Below are 18,575 nucleotides of genomic sequence, written 5' to 3' on the forward strand. Positions count from 1 at the left end.
TGTATGTAAAAGAAGGAGGGGAATCAGGTTGACTAAGAAAATCCCCAATATTTCAGAATCAGAATGGGAAATTATGCATGTCCTATGGGAAAAGTCTCCTAGAACGGCTAGTGAGGTTATATCTTCCATACAGGAAAAAACAGATTGGAAGCCGAAAACCATACGTACTCTTTTAGATCGTCTTACTCAAAAAAAAGCAGTTGGTGTCAACAAAGATCAAAGAGTCTATACGTTTTATCCACTTTATTCACAAGAAGAGTGTCAGCGCGCCAAGGCTCGCTCCTTCATTGATCGAATTTATGGTGGAACCTTAAAGTCGATGTTAGTTCAGTTCATTCAGGAAGAGTCTTTATCAGAAGATGATATTAAAGAATTACGTTCCATTTTGGACAAAAAACCTAAAGAAAAATGAAGGGCAAGACAAGGTAATATTTTTTTAAAAATAAGATACTGATAAAAGAGCGATTATGGTTAGTACCGTAATCGCTCCCTTCGCTGAATCTCTATATAACATGTGTTATCGCCATAATAAATTGATAAACAAAATAACATGAAAAACCAATTAATACTAATCCTGCAACGATAGAAAACCCTTTAATCATGGAATGGCTCATTACTTTTCTAGTTGTCGCCACGATGGTTAATAACCCTATATCGTGCAATAAAATTCCTGTTAAAACACCTGAAGCGATAATTAAAAAGTTGGCTGGCTCAGCCGCATTATACGAGTTGGTTAGTACTGCCCCAAATACACTTAACCAGAAAACAATATTCCCTGGCGATACGGCAACAAGAAATCCATTACGATAAGTAGACCATAATGATTTTTTCGGTTTTTCTCCTGATAATGTTATATCCTTGTCCGCATTCTTAATGGAATCATATCCGATTAGTAACAAAAATATTGCACCAATGAACCACATAGGAATTTGAATAAAAGGAAGTTGCAAAATTGAGGCTAGCCCCAAATAAAGGCATAAAATTAAAACAAAATCAATGGTCATTCCACCTAACCCCACAACCCAACCGTGCATAAATCCGTTTTTAAGACCTTGTTTCGTCATTTCTACCGTAATTGCCCCTACTGGCATTGCAACAGCAAGTCCCGCAATAACATATGTAAAGAATAATGCCATTAACCTCACACCCCTATAAAAAGTAAATACTATCATATCATAAAAATTTAAAATCATGTATATTTATGCAATTGCTTTTATAATTATTATTTGACTTTTTTCAATCAAATTGGTAGCTTCAGAATAAATATTAACTGAAGAGTTACCTTTATCCTTATTTAGCCTCCAATTTCAAAAACTCCATTTTGAAAAAAGATTAATCAAAATGGAGTTTCATTTACAAGTTAATGTATGTTATATTTGATTTGCTACGTGGATCCATAGTAGCAATCGTTTCATACGGACTAACATCTAAATCTTCAGGAGAAAGAGTTTATAAATACATGCAATATTTTTATATCTTATGCAATAAAAATACAAGAAATTCAGTCTGAAAAGTTTATCAGAGGCAGATTGGTAGATTATATGAATATCTTTAGAAGTCTATTAAAGAACAAAGATTATAGAGATTTGTTTAGCGCGTCCTTTAAGAAAAGAATCCCCTTATAAATACGCAGCGTATAAAGGTGGGAGTAGGATAAATATAACTAATTCACTGATGTATTTGGAAGATAAAATGAATCCTAATTTATTATTTACATTTTGAATTCCTAGTCAATGTAAAAGGATCGCCCAATTATTCACTACCTACTTTTTTTAATTCCTATACGGATAAACAATAAAGAAAAGAATACTAAAGCTGATATAGCAATTGTCCTACCAATATACATCCAATTCATTTCCCCATGTCGAATTGCACTCACAATTATAATCCCTACCAGAACACCCACAATAATATAAAAATATGATATTAATTTATTAACCATAAGAACCCTCCTTAGATTATTTAATTATCTTTAACAAAATATTAGATTGTTGATACCGAGACTGGAGTTTGGAAACAACTTTATTGTTATTTAACACTATCCTGCTTACCTCGGACCTTATGATAAAGGGACATAATGATCCAAATAGGGATTGGAAGTACGATCACTCCAGCTGTTATATATGATAAGAGTTAATTGCAGAATCTGGATCTCTATCACCGACAAATAACAAAAGAATAGCCAATAGTAATAGGACAAGGGATGGTATGGCTTTTACTAAATGGACTAATCCTTTTCTTCCTTCTACCTTCCATTTGTTCCTGTAAATTGTGATTATAGTCCAAGCTGTTGGGAGAGCAAATATACTGAGAATAATGGCAACTATAATAAGTAATGATTCTAAGATGCCGGAACTTATTATAGCCCCAACCCATGCGAATGCTGTTATTAAAACAAACGGAACTGCCAACTTTTTCATGGAGTCAATTGAAGAAAAAAGAACCCTACAAGGCTCTTCACTAAATTAATATAATTTTTTTGATTATCCAACTGTATTATATTAACCCAAAAAAATCAGTCTTGAACAAAATTAAAAATAATATAAGAGTAAATATTACTTGACTAATTGTTAATTTATATTCATTCGGATTTTCCGCATACTTTCGCTCCATAATTGCTCTAACGATTTCTGAAATACCAATCAGAATAAATATAATAAACCACGGATAAGTTCTATCCATAGGTTCTCTCATGATGGTTATCACATAGGTAAATAAGATAATTACTATTGTAATAATTCTAATTGTCCAATCTATTTTTTTATGCTTCTCATTGAAATAGTTATTTGAAAATAAATTCCCTCTCCTTTTCTCAACTTTTAGCCAATTTCTCATTATGGTATGAAACAAAAACAATATAAACCCTACAATGGCTAACAACAATATAAATCTCAACAAAAAGTTAGGCTCTTCACCATACATAAATTCATCCATCCTCCCATACGTTTGCTTAATAACATATTTTTATTTTACATAAAAATTGCCATCATTACATAGAACTTCCTAAATTATTCAAAAAGTTAACTTACCTCACCTATTGTAGTTGCTTTATTCATATCAGATAATTATTTAAGTTTACCTAAAAATAAAGATTGACTTCCAACAAAAAACAGGCATTGAAAAGTTCAACCTAATAAATGGACTTTTCGATGCCTATTTTAGTCTTTTTTAATCAAAATGTACGTAATTTATTGGAAATTAAAAAGAAAAAGCCTACCTAAATATGCTAAAATTTTATTTGGACAAAACAAAATATACAGCATAAAAAGGAGTCTTTTTCTATGACCAATTATAACACATTTAGCCAGGCAATTTACACTACTAAACGTTCCATTTATGATTTTTCTTCAAAATTGACAGAAGGAATGCAAAAACCCAATAAAAACTTTATCCTAGATATTTTATTTGGCATGGCAAAAAGCAAATCTGTTTTGCTTTCCAACATTGCACGCACTCTAGAAGAGCCCATCGATACGATACAAACCGTCAAGCGACTTTCCAATCGTATGGATGAGTTTCATGAAACAACCGAGCTGTTGGAGAACTATGAAGAACTAATAAAACCTTTCCTGCAAGAAGAAGATAATCTGATTCTGGTAGATAACTCTGAGATTGTGAAACCCACCGCCTGTAAAATGGAAGCTCTTGGGCAAGTGAGAGATGGTTCGACAGGGAAAATTGGCAATGGATACTGGACAACCAATATGATTGCCGTGGCTCCGAGGACAAAGCATCCGATTTCAGTTTATTCTCATTTATACTCATCTGCTGAAAAGGGATTTATCAGCGAGAATGATGAAACATACAAGGGCTTGGATTACGTAGATCAGCTTTTAGGCGAGAAGAAAGCAACCTTCGTCATGGACCGTGGGTATGACAATATAGAAGTCATGAAAAAAATCCTCAAGCAGGAGAATAACTTTATCATTCGGTTGAAGAAAAATCGAAATTTATTGTATCAGAATAAAAAGTTCTCCGTACATGATTTGGCAATCAGAAGAAAAGGGAAAATCAATTTTCGTTCTGAAATAAAGGGAACCGTCTATGATTTGAAAGTCTCTCATCTTACTGTAGAAATCCCCTCGCTTAAGGGAAAAAAGTTCACGATGATTGTTGTGTATGGATATGGCAAAGAGCCGATGGTGCTGCTTACAAATAAGCGAATCCAGAAAAAAGCAGAGGTAATTTCTGTTTTAAAAGCCTATATTACTAGATGGCGTATCGAAGAAATGTTTCGCGTGCAAAAGCAAGAATTTGAATTAGAGAATATTCGAGTTCGTACCTTGCCCAGACTGAAGAGAATGTTTTTACTCTTGTCCATCATGGTTACGTTTATGACACTGAAAATAGAAAAGCAAAATGGATTTTTTCATAGTGTGATTGAACGGGCAAAGGGCATAAAGGCAAAGGATCAAATTAAGATGTTTCTATATCGTTTTTCGGCGGGAATGGAAGCCATACTGAAAAAAGATGCTTATGGGATTCGACATTTTAAATACATAGAAAAGCCAAAAGATTCACGACAACTAACATTTCAACTTTAGACCAATTAATTGAATAGTCAGAATAGACATACTGCGTAGTATGTTTATTTGTATTGGAAAAAACTTGCTTCTTCATTGAAACTGCAAAAAGTTTTCCCTAAAGAATCTCAATATGACGAAAACATGTTCTTATAGGGGAAAAAAAGGTAAACTTAAAGATAATTAGGATTGACAGGGGAATACATTTATGATATATTTTCCAAAATAGCTAAATAACCAATATTTAATAACTCTTATCAAGAGTGGCGGAGGGACAGACCCTGTGAAGCCCGGCAACCTTCAAGTTTTTTCTTGAAAAGGTGCTAATTTCTGCAGATTAATTTCTGGAAGATAAGAGGAGGACAGAAAGATTTAAGACCTCTTCTTATTTATGTAGAAGAGGTCTTTTTGTGTTTTGGTATAAAAGTGAATGACTATAAGGGGCTGATACGATGGCGAATGAAAAACATAGTGAAAGTTCATTAGTTGCAAAAGCGTTAGTAGATGGAAATAAAAACGCATCCATAGCTGAAATTTCTAGTGACAATAATTTTTGCAGTATTTATGTCAGCAAGTATAGAATGAATAAAGAAGTTGGGTTTGAAAGAAAGTTGTTTCAGATGCTTGAGGATTTTCAACTTTATTACAGAAATATACCGTCTAGTGTCGATACTATTAACCTTATTTTACATGAAAATCAATTACATCAGGAGATAGAATGTGAACTGATTCAGAGGATTAGTTCGGAGCTTTCAGCAGATAAAGTGACTATTCAACGTAATCTTGCGCTAATTATGCTAATTGGAGGAGAGATGAATCATAATGTAGACAATATTACCAGAGCAGCGAATGTTCTTGCAAAAAAAGAAATTAATATTGAAATGATACATATGAGTCATGGCTCATCCAAGATAAGTTTAGTATTAGGTGTAAAGGCTCATGATGAACCAAAAGCTGTTGCGGCTCTTCATCGTGAATTTTTTGCTGGTGTTTCGGTTTGATCATATGTGTTAGATAATATAGGACATCTAATTAATCAGTGTTTTGACTATTAGATGGTCCTTTTCCTTTTTGTTATACTGTTGACTCTTATTTGAAACATTCTTTAACCTGTAAAAGGTTTGAATATTCATCTGTTCTTACAGGTATTGGAGATTATCATTTTAGTACTACTGTTCTCTCTTTTCAACAAATAACAAAATTAGTGTTGCCAATGGACCTAATACAAGAGAGAGCAAAAACCAGTTTAATCCCGTTCTATTCTTCCCTTGTGCAAGTGCAGCGTTTATCAAAGCAAGTGTACCCCATCCTACAAAATATTGGTTATCCATCATCTGTCCTCCTCATTAATCCCATTCATCTATGCAGGGGGCATCTCCTCTTATTGCCACCTTTGTACGCGTGACAGAAATTATGAAACGGTCCAAGGACTATACAAATATTTGATTTAGGTCTAATTTCAAACCTGTTAAAACATTAACGGAAATATTATCACCTTTTGTTAAGACTCCTTGAAATTTGTATTGTTTACCAATTAAAAGATGTATTTCTACAGATTTGTTAACCGGATCAACAATCCAACACTCTTTTACTCCTGCTTTTTCGTAAAGCTGATATTTCTTCCAACGGTCTAACTTAACAGATGAAGGTAAAAGTATTTCGATGATCATATCTGAGGCTCCATTACAACCCCTGTCGTCAAGCTTTTCTTGATCACTTACAACATATAAATCGGGTTGACTACATTATTTATATCATCGTCCTCTTTGTTATCCACTAATAATCGTACATCGAAAGGCGCAAAAAATACTTCGCATTCCTTTTCTTGGAGAAAGACTGAAAAAGCCGTAGATAATTCCCTGAGAACTTGTTGATGCCTACGTGAAGGGACAGGAACATATAAAAAGTTCCCCATCAATTAACCCAAACCTTTTACCTTCATCCTATGTTAGATAATCGGCATATGAATATTTCTCTTTTTCATTCGGAATGACCATTAAATCCTTCATTTCAGCTTATACTATCAACATATTATCATAACCGAAAACATTGAACATCTTCCTTTAGATCACTTTAATAATAACTGAACCTGTTACATACTGCTTTCCCTTGTTATTTTACAGCTTTGAAAATGTCTTTCTTAAATTTTCTGGATTGAATTTTAATTCATCTGGTTCATCCGTTTCCCAAACTTCATAATCCTCATCATTCAGCATTTTCCTAATTTGGTCTGTATCATAGATTTGTAGGTTGTATACCCTATTGGCCATCATTAAAATGGAAGCCATGTGAGCTCCTTCTGATGTTGATCCACAAATATCCTTCACTAAATTTACCTGATAATCACGATAATACGCATCCATTACCGTTGATAGCACACTGCAGTCGGTTAGAACACCACCAACGACTAGATGTTTAATATGAAGGTTTTTAAGCACCAGTTCTAAATTAGATTCATAAAACCCACTGTACCTATGTTTATCAATAATGATATCCCCTTGTTCCGGTTTAATTTCGTCGACAATTTCAATTGAACTAGACTTAGAATGGTAATAAATTGGTTCACCATTTTCGTTTAACGGTTCACCAGCCGCGAGTCCAACTGCATCCGCACGATTAATATGTCGCGTATAGATAATAGGTATCCCTTTTTCTCTACAGTCCTCACTAAGATCGGATGCGTTATCAAGAATTCCTTCCATATCCTCAATTTCTGAAGTTCCCTCTTCTTTTTGAAGATCCATTAATAAAAGTGCGGTTTTATTGAGATCCAAATGGCCTCCCCCTTACTTTTCTTCGTCATATATATTTATTGTACCGGATGGCACTATATAAATGGAAATATTCTGATATATAGGTTCAAAGGTTTCTATTTATTTCAAGTGCAATAACGATATTTTGACTGTAAATGAAACATTTTGATTTGAAATACGTATAAACATAGTAGGGTATGGTACTTTTTAATAAAGGAGAAGTGGAGTGTTTTATATTTAAATACTAGAAATCTAAAAGGAGTATTTGTTATGGTAAAAAGAGTTTCTATGGTTTTGTTAACTATGGTTTTAGCTATTGTTGCCTTATTTTTAGCTGCTAAAAATCCAACCGGTCCTAATACTGTTTCTTTCGATGAACCATTCATTCTGTGGATATCTTTAGGAATACTCGTAGTACTATTCTTACCACCTTTAATTTTATCATTTTTTAATAATCTTGCGGTAAAAATTATTTCTACTATTTATCAAGTCTTTATAGTTTTAACTTTCTTAGGACTTATTCCAGTAGGTTTTATGATTCCTAGTACTTCGATAATAGTTATCGGGGCTTTGGGTACTGTTAGTAGCATTTGTAGTATCATTGTCACTATTTTAGTAGAAATAAAAAATTGACTTTTATGTAAAGGAATCTTATGAAAGATATTTTAATTTCGACTTTGTCCATTATAATAATTATGTATGTCATTTTTAAATAAAAAATTTTAAAGGAACTTACATGGTTTCAGATTTTTAGCGTTGGGGCTTCCTATCTTGTTGCAGTCCTTTTTGCTTTCATTCTTATAAACTACGGAGGAAATTGGGTTTCTGGGTATTTTTCAAATATAATCTTTAAGTACATAATTTTTCTTATGATCGTTTGTATAGCAGTATATTTATGTGTAAACATTTTAAACAGGGTATTGGGGATAATTACTAATGGCATTCTTCCAAAAAACTAAGGAAAGGAATGTCAGATGTCAAAATTAAAAGGCAAAAGTCCGGTTCAATACCGAACTCTTGTCCATCAAGCAGCTTAAAAATAAATATGTCCAACTTTTTGGGGTCACTTCATTTTTCTGCGCGTTTTTACCCGTTATGGTAGACCTTATTAAAAAACAGGTTGTTCCCGTCTTATTTTCCCTAAGAAATATTCTATTTGTTTATTCGTACGATTTAACATGGACTCGTCAGCAATCAGATGGTCACTTGTCATATCTAACTGGCTGTCCTGAAAATAAAGTCCTTTTAGGTTTTGACCTTTCATCGATGCTAGTAAGGGTTTCAATGTATATTCCAATGCTAATAAATGAGACGGACTGCCACCAGTCATTACTGGGAGTACTGGAGTATCTTGCAAAACATCTTGCGGAAGGATATCAAATAATGCTTTTAACACACCAGAGTAAGAAGCTTTGTACACTGGGGACCCAACAATAACACCTTTGGCTTTCCCTAATCGTCTTGCAATCTCCTTAATTTCCGGGCTTTCGAAGTTTCCAAAAAGTAAGTCCTTCGCATCCACGCCTTTTACCGATATATGTTTAATCAAAAATCCTTCCTGTTTTACTAAGTCACCTAGATAATAAAGAATACGTTCCGATTTTGATATAGAAGAAGGACTTCCCGAAACAATGACAATATCACTCACACCCATTCCCCTTTCTTTTCGATAAGTGGGATCCCTAGTCAAAAAGGGATTCCACGTTTAATAGTTTGCTAAAGCTTTTTCTTCTAAAATTAGGATAACATTTTCTATAATCATCATATTGCTCGTCTAAAACTGATATACTTAACAAAAACCCGTCGGCGGCATTATACCCACTTTTTTTATTTTTTCGAACCATACACAAGTATACTAATTAATTTACTTGGTTTTGTCTATTGAATATAAGTATAGCATTCTTCCAAACTAACAACAATAGGATGGGTTATAATTTTTTATCCTTTCACTTATAGAGAAATTCTATAACAGGGTCTTCTAATCGTTAAACGCGATTTTCCCTGAACATAAAATTAACCATTTACCGTATCTAAACTAACAATGATAATCCGTGCTTCAAGTGATCTTAATTCTTAAAACAATTGTATATTTTCTATAAAGCACTTTAACAAATTTGTCAAAAACCTTATAAGCCAATTAACCATAGTGATGTACAATAATACACAATAGTAGTTATTTACTTTTTCATAAATAACGCTTGAAATTGAATGATCATCTTGTTACAGTAAGATTGATAAATGTCATTTTCACTAATGGGAGGGATGATTTTATAGGCCTCGTTTGATCAAATAAAGAAAGATTTTACATTATTGGCGAAGTGATTGGGAAATTTTACGTGAAATTATTATTACAAAGTGAGGGAACTTTAATGTGGGTTATTACTGTTTATGAACAAAACGATATTCATATGTTTGAGTTTAATAATCAAGAAGAGGCAAATGAAGCTTTTAAGAATATGAAAGGGTGCAAGTATCTTAGTGAAGTGATTTACTATAATGACTTTGATTCAGAGCAAATCGAAGAAGCTTACTTGCATGCCATAGTTTCCTAAAAGAAAGAAATCCTCTTATACCACCAACAAAGTTTCCAATTTCTAAATCGCCGAAACCTCTGTGTGCGGGGGAACCATCTGGATTCAATGGAATCCAAGGGGTGAATCCTTTTTTAAAAAAGGTAGGGCTACTCAATGGCCCGAATCCGACAGCTAACCTCGTAAGCGTTATGGAGAAGGATGGTGAAGCTTGTGGCGTCCAAAAAAATACGTGTCTACAGATCATGTACAATGAATGAACCTGTAGACACGTTTTAATTTGTTTAAAAATATCGGATCAGGTACTAGAATGAGAGGCCGTGCGAAAATCATAGCCGGACGTGCAATAAGAGTTGGGCATTATAGCTTGCTAAAGGTTGTCATATTATTAAGTTCGATTGTTGGTTCAACAACAAGAACAGTAATAAAAATATTCGATGTGGAAACAGAGTTAATTCATCTCGCAGATTATGAAAAATTCAGTGGTGCCCGTAATTATGGAATATGAAGGATACAAATATATTACTCAAGCAATAATGAATGCAGATGTTATTATAAGGAATTCATTCAAGCGATATTGATAAACAAATATGATTTATTATCTGTAAAGGACTTTTAAAGAAGATTATGAGTATGGTTGTTACTGCAGGCTTTTGCTTAATTGTCGGACAACAGTTAAAACGAATATTATCTTACATAAAAGCACAAATCGTTTCTTCCTATGTATATAGAGGAATAGAATTTCAAGCTAAAGAAATCATTAATGATGACGTACTATTCCGTATCGAACCATTAATTGAGGAAATTATTGTATTAACCGAAATATACGAAGAGATTCGGGAAGTAAAAAAATGAATTGAATTCATTTCCAAATAATATAAAAAGGCTCCACAGGTAGGATTCGAACCTACGACCGATCGGTTAACAGCCGATTGCTCTACCACTGAGCTACTGTGGAATAATCTATACGCGCCCTAGAGGATTCGAACCTCTGACCCACAGCTTAGAAGGCTGTTGCTCTATCCTGCTGAGCTAAGGGCGCACTTATATTAACATACTCATGTATGGAATTTGAAACACCAATCACTTTATATGTTAGTAATGGGCCTGAGTGGACTCGAACCACCGACCTCACGCTTATCAGGCGTGCGCTCTAACCAGCTGAGCTACAGGCCCACTATCAATAATGGAGCGGGTGAAGGGAATCGAACCCTCATCATCAGCTTGGAAGGCTGAGGTTTTACCACTAAACTACACCCGCATATCGTGTCAATATTATAAATAAGATGGTGGCTCGGGACGGAATCGAACCGCCGACACACGGATTTTCAGTCCGTTGCTCTACCGACTGAGCTACCGAGCCAACTAATTTACTCTTATGTATGGAGGAGGTAGAGGGATTCGAACCCCCGCGCGGTTTGACCCGCCTGTCGGTTTTCAAGACCGATCCCTTCAGCCAGACTTGGGTATACCTCCACGTTATTATGGTTTCTACAAATGGACCCTGCAGGATTCGAACCTGCGACCGATCGGTTATGAGCCGATAGCTCTAACCAACTGAGCTAAGGGTCCATCATAAATAATTAATGGGGCGACCGGTGGGAATCGAACCCACGAATGCCGGAGCCACAATCCGGTGCGTTAACCCCTTCGCCACGACCGCCATCTTATAACTATGTATTTCTGATAGCAGCAGAGGGTATTTAACCCATGATCTTCACGGGTATAAACCATACGTTCTCGCCCACTAAGTTCTTCCCGAATAATTGGCTGGGCTACTAGGATTCGAACCTAGGATACACGGGATCAAAACCCGATGCCTTACCGCTTGGCTATAGCCCAATACTTCATGGTGCCGAGGACCGGAATCGAACCGGTACGGTAGTCACCTACCGCAGGATTTTAAGTCCTGTGCGTCTGCCAGTTCCGCCACCCCGGCAGATGTGATGAGCCATGAAGGATTCGAACCTTCGACCCTCTGATTAAAAGTCAGATGCTCTACCAACTGAGCTAATGGCTCGTACTTGTAATTTTATGGTGCCGGCCAGAGGACTTGAACCCCCAACCTACTGATTACAAGTCAGTTGCTCTACCAATTGAGCTAGGCCGGCATATGGCGGTCCGGACGGGACTCGAACCCGCGACCTCCTGCGTGACAGGCAGGCATTCTAACCAACTGAACTACCGAACCATAATTTGGTTGCGGGGACAAGATTTGAACTTGCGACCTTCGGGTTATGAGCCCGACGAGCTACCAGACTGCTCCACCCCGCGATATTTATTAGATAATATTAATGGTGGAGGATACAGGGATCGAACCTGTGACCCCCTGCTTGTAAGGCAGGTGCTCTCCCAGCTGAGCTAATCCTCCGACGCACAGAAGTACCAGTGCATGTGTTGCGACAGGATGTCGCGTACTTAACATGCCTTTCTTGAAAATGGTGACCCGTACGGGATTCGAACCCGTGTTACCGCCGTGAAAGGGCGGTGTCTTAACCGCTTGACCAACGGGCCAGGTAAAATTTACCAATTATTGACAAATAAATAATTTCACAGGTAGATTTCAAAAGTTAAAGTTTGAATCTACAACTAATCAACTAAAAGTCGATATTCTACCATTAAGGTACTGTGAAATAAATCTATTGCCTGGCGGCGTCCTACTCTCGCAGGGGGAACCCCCAACTACCATCGGCGCTGGAGAGCTTAACTTCTGTGTTCGGTATGGGAACAGGTGTGACCTCTCCGCCATCGCTACCAGACAATTGATATTCAATTAGGATTTGTATCCTGAAAACTAAATAAGAGTAAATGAAGACATGAAAAGAATTTAGTTAAGTCCTCGATCGATTAGTATTTGTCAGCTCCACGTGTCGCCACGCTTCCACCTCAAACCTATTAACCTCATCGTCTCTGAGGGATCTTACTCATTTAAAATGATGGGAAGTCTCATCTTGAGGGGGGCTTCATGCTTAGATGCTTTCAGCACTTATCCTTTCCATACGTAGCTACCCAGCTATGCTCCTGGCGGAACAACTGGTACACCAGCGGTATGTCCATCCCGGTCCTCTCGTACTAAGGACAGCTCCTCTCAAACTTCCAACGCCCACGACGGATAGGGACCGAACTGTCTCACGACGTTCTGAACCCAGCTCGCGTACCGCTTTAATGGGCGAACAGCCCAACCCTTGGGACCGACTACAGCCCCAGGATGCGATGAGCCGACATCGAGGTGCCAAACCTCCCCGTCGATGTGAACTCTTGGGGGAGATAAGCCTGTTATCCCCGGGGTAGCTTTTATCCGTTGAGCGATGGCCCTTCCATGCGGAACCACCGGATCACTAAGCCCGACTTTCGTCCCTGCTCGACTTGTAGGTCTCGCAGTCAAGCTCCCTTCTGCCTTTACACTCTGCGAATGATTTCCAACCATTCTGAGGGAACCTTTGGGCGCCTCCGTTACCTTTTGGGAGGCGACCGCCCCAGTCAAACTGCCCGCCTGACACTGTCTCCGAACCGGATCACGGTCCTGGGTTAGAAGGTCCATACAGCCAGGGTGGTATCCCACGGATGCCTCCACGTAAGCTGGCGCTCACGTTTCTAAGGCTCCCACCTATCCTGTACAAGCTGCACAGACATTCAATATCAGGCTACAGTAAAGCTCCACGGGGTCTTTCCGTCCTGTCGCGGGTAATGCGCATCTTCACGCATCGTATAATTTCACCGGGTCTCTCGTTGAGACAGTGCCCAAGTCGTTGCACCTTTCGTGCGGGTCGGAACTTACCCGACAAGGAATTTCGCTACCTTAGGACCGTTATAGTTACGGCCGCCGTTTACTGGGGCTTCGGTTCTAAGCTTCGGGCAAAAGCCCTAACTCTTCCCCTTAACCTTCCAGCACCGGGCAGGTGTCAGCCCCTATACTTCGCCTTTCGGCTTCGCAGAGACCTGTGTTTTTGCTAAACAGTCGCTTGGGCCTATTCACTGCGGCTCTACTCCGTAGAGCACCCCTTCTCCCTAAGTTACGGGGTCATTTTGCCGAGTTCCTTAACGAGAGTTCTCCCGCTCACCTTAGGATTCTCTCCTCGCCTACCTGTGTCGGTTTGCGGTACGGGCACCTGTGACCTTGCTAGAGGCTTTTCTCGGCAGTGTGAAATCAGGAACTTCGGCCAGAAGGCCTCCCCATCACAGCTTGAAATGGCCAGGCGGATTTGCCTACCTGACTTTCTCACTGCTTGGGCGCACACATCCATCCGTGCGCATTCCTTATCCTACTGCGTCCCCCCATCGCTCAAACGGTCATGAGGTGGTACAGGAATATCTGCCTGTTGTCCATCGCCTACGCCTTTCGGCCTCGGCTTAGGTCCCGACTAACCCTGAGAGGACGAGCCTTCCTCAGGAAACCTTAGGCATTCGGTGAAAGAGATTCTCACTCTTTTTTCGCTACTCATACCGGCATTCTCACTTCTAAGCGCTCCACCAGTCCTCACGGTCTGACTTCACAGCACTTAGAACGCTCTCCTACCATTGTTCGTAAGAACAATCCACAGCTTCGGTGATACGTTTAGCCCCGGTACATTTTCGGCGCAGAGTCACTCGACCAGTGAGCTATTACGCACTCTTTAAATGGTGGCTGCTTCTAAGCCAACATCCTGGTTGTCTAAGCAACTCCACATCCTTTTCCACTTAACGTATACTTTGGGACCTTAGCTGGTGGTCTGGGCTGTTTCCCTTTCGACTATGAACCTTATCACCCATAGTCTGACTCCCAAGTTTAAGTATCTGGCATTCGGAGTTTGACTGAATTCGGTAACCCGATGAGGGCCCCTAGTCCAATCAGTGCTCTACCTCCAGTACTCATCATCTTGAGGCTAGCCCTAAAGCTATTTCGGAGAGAACCAGCTATCTCCGTGTTCGATTGGCATTTCACCCCTACCCACACCTCATCCCCGCATTTTTCAACATACGTGGGTTCGGGCCTCCAGTCAGTGTTACCTGACCTTCACCCTGGACATGGGTAGATCACACGGTTTCGGGTCTACGACCGCATACTAAATCGCCCTATTCAGACTCGCTTTCGCTACGGCTCCGTGTCTTCCACTTAACCTTGCATACAATCGTAACTCGCCGGTCCATTCTACAAAAGGTACGCCGTTACGCATGAACGCGCTTCGACTACTTGTAGGCACACGGTTTCAGGTACTCTTTCACTCCCCTCCCGGGGTGCTTTTCACCTTTCCCTCACGGTACTGGTTCACTATCGGTCACTAGGGAGTATTTAGCCTTGGGAGATGGTCCTCCCGGATTCCGACGGAATTCCACGTGTTCCGCCGTACTCAGGATCCACTCCGGAGGAAATTCTTTTTCGATTACAGGGCTGTTACCCTCTTTGGCTAACCTTTCCAGGTTGATTCATCTAAAGAATTTCTTTGTAACTCCTTGTGGAGTGTCCTACAACCCCAGAGAGCAAGCTCTCTGGTTTGGGCTGTTTCCGTTTCGCTCGCCGCTACTTGGGAAATCGCATTTGCTTTCTCTTCCTCCAGGTACTGAGATGTTTCAGTTCCCTGGGTGTGCCTCTTATGCCCTATGTATTCAGACATAAGTCCTGTTCCATTACGAACAGTGGGTTTCCCCATTCGGAAATCCTCGGATCTATGTTTACTTACAACTCCCCGAGGCATATCGGTGTTAGTCCCGTCCTTCATCGGCTCCTAGTGCCAAGGCATCCACCGTGCGCCCTTATTCACTTAACTAAGTTTACAATGAATAAGCGTGCTATTATATAGCCTTGCTTTAGCTTCAGCTCCTAACGACTAGCGTACTTCCTTCACCTTCGTGCGATAAGTCAACATCGATTCACTATCGTTCATCGTGTTTCCTTTATCTCCTTCGGCTCAGTCCAGTCCGTACGTCGTTGAACAGTCGCTTCAGCCTTTTGATTGATGTCGTTTGATTACTCTTATTTAGTTTTCAAGGTACAAAGTTTCAGAGAGATTTGCTCTCTCAAAACTGAACCAGACAACACAGTATGCTTCATCCAAATTAGGATGTTCCGTAATGTCCAGCTGCAGCACCCAGCGACTAGCAAACTTCCTTCACCTCCGCGCGATAAGTCAACATCGATTCACTTACGTTCATCGTGTTTCCTTTATCTCCTTCGGCTCAGTCTAGTTTGTACGTCGCTAACCGGATGCTTCCGCTTTTCGTATATCCTTAGAAAGGAGGTGATCCAGCCGCACCTTCCGATACGGCTACCTTGTTACGACTTCACCCCAATCATTGGTCCCACCTTCGGCGGCTGGCTCCAAAAGGTTACCTCACCGACTTCGGGTGTTACCAACTCTCGTGGTGTGACGGGCGGTGTGTACAAGACCCGGGAACGTATTCACCGCGGCATGCTGATCCGCGATTACTAGCGATTCCGGCTTCATGTAGGCGAGTTGCAGCCTACAATCCGAACTGAGAATGGTTTTATGGGATTTGCTTGACCTTGCGGTTTCGCTGCCCTTTGTACCATCCATTGTAGCACGTGTGTAGCCCAGGTCATAAGGGGCATGATGATTTGACGTCATCCCCACCTTCCTCCGGTTTGTCACCGGCAGTCACCTTAGAGTGCCCAACTTAATGCTGGCAACTAAGATCAAGGGTTGCGCTCGTTGCGGGACTTAACCCAACATCTCACGACACGAGCTGACGACAACCATGCACCACCTGTCACTTTCGTCCCCGAAGGGAAATCCCTATCTCTAGGGAGGGCGAAAGGATGTCAAGACCTGGTAAGGTTCTTCGCGTTGCTTCGAATTAAACCACATGCTCCACCGCTTGTGCGGGTCCCCGTCAATTCTTTTGAGTTTCAGCCTTGCGGCCGTACTCCCCAGGCGGAGTGCTTAATGCGTTAACTTCAGCACTAAGGGGCGGAAACCCCCTAACACCTAGCACTCATCGTTTACGGCGTGGACTACCAGGGTATCTAATCCTGTTCGCTACCCACGCTTTCGCTCCTCAGCGTCAGTTACAGACCAGAGAGTCGCCTTCGCCACTGGTGTTCCTCCATATCTCTACGCATTTCACCGCTACACATGGAATTCCACTCTCCTCTTCTGCACTCAAGTCCTCCAGTTTCCAATGACCCTCCACGGTTAAGCCGTGGGCTTTCACATCAGACTTAAAAGACCGCCTGCGAGCGCTTTACGCCCAATAAATCCGGACAACGCTTGCCACCTACGTATTACCGCGGCTGCTGGCACGTAGTTAGCCGTGGCTTTCTGGTTAGGTACCGTCAAGGTCAGGTCAGTTACTACCTGACTTGTTCTTCCCTAACAACAGAGTTTTACGATCCGAAAACCTTCTTCACTCACGCGGCGTTGCTCCGTCAGACTTTCGTCCATTGCGGAAGATTCCCTACTGCTGCCTCCCGTAGGAGTCTGGGCCGTGTCTCAGTCCCAGTGTGGCCGATCACCCTCTCAGGTCGGCTACGCATCGTTGCCTTGGTGAGCCTTTACCTCACCAACTAGCTAATGCGCCGCGGGCCCATCTATAAGTGACAGCTTACGCCGCCTTTCAAACTTCTTATTATGCAATAAAAAGTATTATCCGGTATTAGCTCACGTTTCCGCGAGTTATCCCAGTCTTATAGGTAGGTTGCCCACGTGTTACTCACCCGTCCGCCGCTCTTTCCACTAATTTCATCCCGAAGGGATGAAATTAGCTTCCAGCGCTCGACTTGCATGTATTAGGCACGCCGCCAGCGTTCGTCCTGAGCCAAGATCAAACTCTCCAAAAAAGTTTGTTTAGAATTAACATAATTAATTCTATCTCTTAGCTTCTAGAAGTGTTACCTTCTATTTTTAAAAGAAAACGAGTTTCTTTTATCTTAACATACTGGTTGTTTTGTTCAGTTTTCAAAGAGCAAAGTTCGTGTGCTGAATTCCTAACAGCAACTCTATTACTATATCACAACTACTTATTCAATGTCAATAAGTTTTTTATTAATTGTCGTTAATTACGTAACAATAGAAATTCATTATATGATTTCTAAGAAAGAAAGTCAACAAGTTTTTGATTTTTATTGATTATAGTCGACTTTTTGAAACGACAAGAAATATCCTACCACACTATCTAACTACGGGTCAACCACTTTTTAATGATTTTATCTAATTCCTGTTGAGGATAAAAAAATAGAACAATACAAATTTATATCCATTTCTTATATTCCTTTTTATTCTATCTTTGGAAAAGGGATATTAGAAAACCAAAATGACATACGGAAAGATACATAAGATGAAGCTTAATACTATTATAAGTATTTTTAATCCCTAGCAATATAAGTGTGGTATTAGTTTCATTATTATTCAATTCTTTTCGTTGTAAATAAAAATAGGTTTAGACTATTCTTCAAATCCTTTATATTATTCCACTCACCACTAAATTCACATGACATTTTAAATGTGTAATAACATGCTTTTAAGAAGATATCTTATTGTCGCGGCTCTGGGATAAACCTGTTACTCAAATAATCAGTTTTGTGCCAACTGGAATGGATTAAATAACGATAACATGTTATATAACCGAGCAATCCCTTTTTCAATTAGATCTTCTACAAGTTCATCCGTCAAATTAAACATTTCCTTCACCTATCTCTATCTTTGCATTATTAGTACATTTCGGAATATAAATCACATAAAATCGTTTAATAGGTATAATGTTCGAAAGTTAATGAAAATTATTAGAAAACTTGACATAGCTATTAGTAGCCAAATGCCTTAGTTACACTTCCT

General features: G+C 39.5%; 13 protein-coding genes, 16 tRNA genes, 3 rRNA genes, 1 pseudogene and 2 riboswitches. Of the genes and pseudogenes, 7 read left to right on the top strand and 26 right to left on the bottom strand.

Features of this window, described 5'->3' with window-relative positions; genetic code table 11:
- Positions 1 to 28 precede the first annotated feature (28 nt).
- The gene (gene blaI / locus MHI02_RS16150; protein WP_047184185.1) at positions 29 to 412 is read left to right on the top strand and encodes a penicillinase repressor BlaI; all 384 of its coding nucleotides are present in this window, start codon (positions 29 to 31) and stop codon (positions 410 to 412) included.
- Between the two features lie 91 nt (positions 413 to 503).
- On the opposite strand, the gene MHI02_RS16155 is transcribed toward blaI, so the two are convergent.
- The 3 genes from MHI02_RS16155 to MHI02_RS16165 form a co-directional block, all read right to left on the bottom strand.
- Positions 504 to 1,136: a LysE family translocator gene (locus tag MHI02_RS16155; protein ID WP_047184186.1), complete on the bottom strand. Its 633-nt coding sequence runs from the start codon at positions 1,134 to 1,136 to the stop codon at positions 504 to 506.
- A gap of 623 nt (positions 1,137 to 1,759) precedes the next feature.
- Positions 1,760 to 1,942 (bottom strand): hypothetical protein, encoded by a 183-nt coding sequence (locus MHI02_RS16160; RefSeq protein WP_047184187.1) that lies wholly within the window; start codon positions 1,940 to 1,942, stop codon positions 1,760 to 1,762.
- Between the two features lie 554 nt (positions 1,943 to 2,496).
- The gene (locus tag MHI02_RS16165; protein ID WP_341166062.1) at positions 2,497 to 2,934 is read right to left on the bottom strand and encodes a DUF4181 domain-containing protein; all 438 of its coding nucleotides are present in this window, start codon (positions 2,932 to 2,934) and stop codon (positions 2,497 to 2,499) included.
- A gap of 347 nt (positions 2,935 to 3,281) precedes the next feature.
- Between MHI02_RS16165 and MHI02_RS16170 the strand changes: the two genes are divergently transcribed.
- Both MHI02_RS16170 and MHI02_RS16175 read left to right on the top strand, forming a co-directional pair.
- Positions 3,282 to 4,544 carry a transposase gene (locus MHI02_RS16170; RefSeq protein WP_052771644.1) on the top strand — a complete coding sequence of 421 codons (1,263 nt, stop codon included), beginning with the start codon at positions 3,282 to 3,284 and terminating at the stop codon, positions 4,542 to 4,544.
- Between the two features lie 230 nt (positions 4,545 to 4,774).
- Positions 4,775 to 4,881, top strand: a riboswitch (SAM riboswitch).
- 94 nt (positions 4,882 to 4,975) lie between these two features.
- Positions 4,976 to 5,524 carry an ACT domain-containing protein gene (locus MHI02_RS16175; protein ID WP_052771603.1) on the top strand — a complete coding sequence of 183 codons (549 nt, stop codon included), beginning with the start codon at positions 4,976 to 4,978 and terminating at the stop codon, positions 5,522 to 5,524.
- Between the two features lie 168 nt (positions 5,525 to 5,692).
- Here MHI02_RS16175 and MHI02_RS16180 read toward each other — a convergent pair whose 3' ends face one another.
- The 3 genes and pseudogenes from MHI02_RS16180 to MHI02_RS16190 form a co-directional block, all read right to left on the bottom strand.
- A complete protein-coding gene (locus MHI02_RS16180; protein WP_165589225.1) occupies positions 5,693 to 5,854 on the bottom strand; it encodes a hypothetical protein in 162 nt (53 codons plus the stop codon).
- A gap of 99 nt (positions 5,855 to 5,953) precedes the next feature.
- Positions 5,954 to 6,250: pseudogene (locus tag MHI02_RS16185) on the bottom strand (Uma2 family endonuclease); the annotation flags it as partial.
- Between the two features lie 390 nt (positions 6,251 to 6,640).
- Positions 6,641 to 7,297 carry a cysteine hydrolase family protein gene (locus MHI02_RS16190; RefSeq protein WP_083452654.1) on the bottom strand — a complete coding sequence of 219 codons (657 nt, stop codon included), beginning with the start codon at positions 7,295 to 7,297 and terminating at the stop codon, positions 6,641 to 6,643.
- 249 nt (positions 7,298 to 7,546) lie between these two features.
- On the opposite strand from MHI02_RS16190, the gene MHI02_RS16195 reads away from it, so the two are divergent.
- Complete coding sequence (locus MHI02_RS16195) at positions 7,547 to 7,909, top strand: hypothetical protein (protein ID WP_341166063.1); 363 nt, start codon at positions 7,547 to 7,549, stop codon at positions 7,907 to 7,909.
- A 475-nt stretch (positions 7,910 to 8,384) separates the two neighbouring features.
- Here the strand turns inward: MHI02_RS16195 and ssuE are convergent, their stop codons facing one another.
- Positions 8,385 to 8,924, bottom strand: coding sequence for an NADPH-dependent FMN reductase (gene ssuE, locus MHI02_RS16200; protein ID WP_047183623.1), 540 nt, complete (start codon positions 8,922 to 8,924; stop codon positions 8,385 to 8,387).
- 688 nt (positions 8,925 to 9,612) lie between these two features.
- Here ssuE and MHI02_RS16205 point away from each other — a divergent pair.
- The 3 genes from MHI02_RS16205 (at position 9,613) to MHI02_RS16215 (ending at position 10,662) form a co-directional block, all read left to right on the top strand.
- On the top strand, positions 9,613 to 9,828 hold the full coding sequence (locus tag MHI02_RS16205) for a hypothetical protein (RefSeq protein ID WP_275276488.1): 216 nt from the start codon (positions 9,613 to 9,615) through the stop codon (positions 9,826 to 9,828).
- A gap of 38 nt (positions 9,829 to 9,866) precedes the next feature.
- Positions 9,867 to 10,011, top strand: a riboswitch (cyclic di-AMP (ydaO/yuaA leader).
- 106 nt (positions 10,012 to 10,117) lie between these two features.
- Complete coding sequence (locus MHI02_RS16210; protein WP_204798822.1) at positions 10,118 to 10,315, top strand: hypothetical protein; 198 nt, start codon at positions 10,118 to 10,120, stop codon at positions 10,313 to 10,315.
- A 125-nt stretch (positions 10,316 to 10,440) separates the two neighbouring features.
- A complete protein-coding gene (locus tag MHI02_RS16215) occupies positions 10,441 to 10,662 on the top strand; it encodes a hypothetical protein (protein ID WP_060669266.1) in 222 nt (73 codons plus the stop codon).
- Positions 10,663 to 10,693: 31 nt separating this feature from the next.
- On the opposite strand, the gene MHI02_RS16220 is transcribed toward MHI02_RS16215, so the two are convergent.
- The 19 genes from MHI02_RS16220 to MHI02_RS16310 all read right to left on the bottom strand — a co-directional run bounded on the left by MHI02_RS16220 (position 10,694) and on the right by MHI02_RS16310 (position 17,581).
- Positions 10,694 to 10,765: transfer RNA gene (locus MHI02_RS16220), tRNA-Asn, on the bottom strand.
- A 10-nt stretch (positions 10,766 to 10,775) separates the two neighbouring features.
- Positions 10,776 to 10,849, bottom strand: a tRNA-Arg gene (locus MHI02_RS16225).
- A 60-nt stretch (positions 10,850 to 10,909) separates the two neighbouring features.
- A tRNA-Ile gene (locus tag MHI02_RS16230) sits at positions 10,910 to 10,983 on the bottom strand.
- 11 nt (positions 10,984 to 10,994) lie between these two features.
- Positions 10,995 to 11,068: transfer RNA gene (locus MHI02_RS16235), tRNA-Gly, on the bottom strand.
- A gap of 26 nt (positions 11,069 to 11,094) precedes the next feature.
- Positions 11,095 to 11,170, bottom strand: a tRNA-Phe gene (locus tag MHI02_RS16240).
- 20 nt (positions 11,171 to 11,190) lie between these two features.
- A tRNA-Ser gene (locus MHI02_RS16245) sits at positions 11,191 to 11,283 on the bottom strand.
- A 22-nt stretch (positions 11,284 to 11,305) separates the two neighbouring features.
- A tRNA-Ile gene (locus tag MHI02_RS16250) sits at positions 11,306 to 11,379 on the bottom strand.
- A 15-nt stretch (positions 11,380 to 11,394) separates the two neighbouring features.
- Positions 11,395 to 11,470: transfer RNA gene (locus MHI02_RS16255), tRNA-His, on the bottom strand.
- Between the two features lie 104 nt (positions 11,471 to 11,574).
- Positions 11,575 to 11,649, bottom strand: a tRNA-Gln gene (locus tag MHI02_RS16260).
- Between the two features lie 8 nt (positions 11,650 to 11,657).
- Positions 11,658 to 11,746, bottom strand: a tRNA-Leu gene (locus MHI02_RS16265).
- An 8-nt stretch (positions 11,747 to 11,754) separates the two neighbouring features.
- Positions 11,755 to 11,827: transfer RNA gene (locus tag MHI02_RS16270), tRNA-Lys, on the bottom strand.
- A gap of 15 nt (positions 11,828 to 11,842) precedes the next feature.
- A tRNA-Thr gene (locus tag MHI02_RS16275) sits at positions 11,843 to 11,918 on the bottom strand.
- Positions 11,919 to 11,921: 3 nt separating this feature from the next.
- Positions 11,922 to 11,998: transfer RNA gene (locus tag MHI02_RS16280), tRNA-Asp, on the bottom strand.
- A 6-nt stretch (positions 11,999 to 12,004) separates the two neighbouring features.
- Positions 12,005 to 12,081: transfer RNA gene (locus MHI02_RS16285), tRNA-Met, on the bottom strand.
- A 21-nt stretch (positions 12,082 to 12,102) separates the two neighbouring features.
- Positions 12,103 to 12,178 (bottom strand) — tRNA-Val (locus MHI02_RS16290).
- A gap of 68 nt (positions 12,179 to 12,246) precedes the next feature.
- Positions 12,247 to 12,321, bottom strand: a tRNA-Glu gene (locus MHI02_RS16295).
- A 130-nt stretch (positions 12,322 to 12,451) separates the two neighbouring features.
- Positions 12,452 to 12,566, bottom strand: a 5S ribosomal RNA gene (gene rrf / locus MHI02_RS16300).
- Between the two features lie 68 nt (positions 12,567 to 12,634).
- Positions 12,635 to 15,551: ribosomal RNA gene (locus MHI02_RS16305) — 23S ribosomal RNA — on the bottom strand.
- A gap of 464 nt (positions 15,552 to 16,015) precedes the next feature.
- Positions 16,016 to 17,581: ribosomal RNA gene (locus MHI02_RS16310) — 16S ribosomal RNA — on the bottom strand.
- Together the 16S, 23S and 5S rRNA genes with 16 tRNA genes alongside form the textbook arrangement of a ribosomal RNA operon.
- Positions 17,582 to 18,575 lie beyond the last annotated feature (994 nt).

Source organism: Oceanobacillus sp. FSL K6-0118 (genome assembly GCF_038006665.1).
GTDB classification, from domain to species: Bacteria; Bacillota; Bacilli; order Bacillales; family Amphibacillaceae; genus Oceanobacillus; species Oceanobacillus caeni.

Coding starts and splice junctions, on each gene's coding strand:
- MHI02_RS16195 (WP_341166063.1), top strand. CDS start 7,547: ATGGTAAAAAGAGTTTCTATGGTTTTGTTAACTATGGTTTTAGCTATT.
- MHI02_RS16175 (WP_052771603.1), top strand. CDS start 4,976: ATGGCGAATGAAAAACATAGTGAAAGTTCATTAGTTGCAAAAGCGTTA.
- MHI02_RS16155 (WP_047184186.1), bottom strand. CDS start 1,136: ATGGCATTATTCTTTACATATGTTATTGCGGGACTTGCTGTTGCAATG.
- MHI02_RS16215 (WP_060669266.1), top strand. CDS start 10,441: ATGGTTGTTACTGCAGGCTTTTGCTTAATTGTCGGACAACAGTTAAAA.
- MHI02_RS16180 (WP_165589225.1), bottom strand. CDS start 5,854: ATGGATAACCAATATTTTGTAGGATGGGGTACACTTGCTTTGATAAAC.
- MHI02_RS16165 (WP_341166062.1), bottom strand. CDS start 2,934: ATGGATGAATTTATGTATGGTGAAGAGCCTAACTTTTTGTTGAGATTT.
- MHI02_RS16170 (WP_052771644.1), top strand. CDS start 3,282: ATGACCAATTATAACACATTTAGCCAGGCAATTTACACTACTAAACGT.
- MHI02_RS16210 (WP_204798822.1), top strand. CDS start 10,118: ATGAGAGGCCGTGCGAAAATCATAGCCGGACGTGCAATAAGAGTTGGG.
- MHI02_RS16160 (WP_047184187.1), bottom strand. CDS start 1,942: ATGGTTAATAAATTAATATCATATTTTTATATTATTGTGGGTGTTCTG.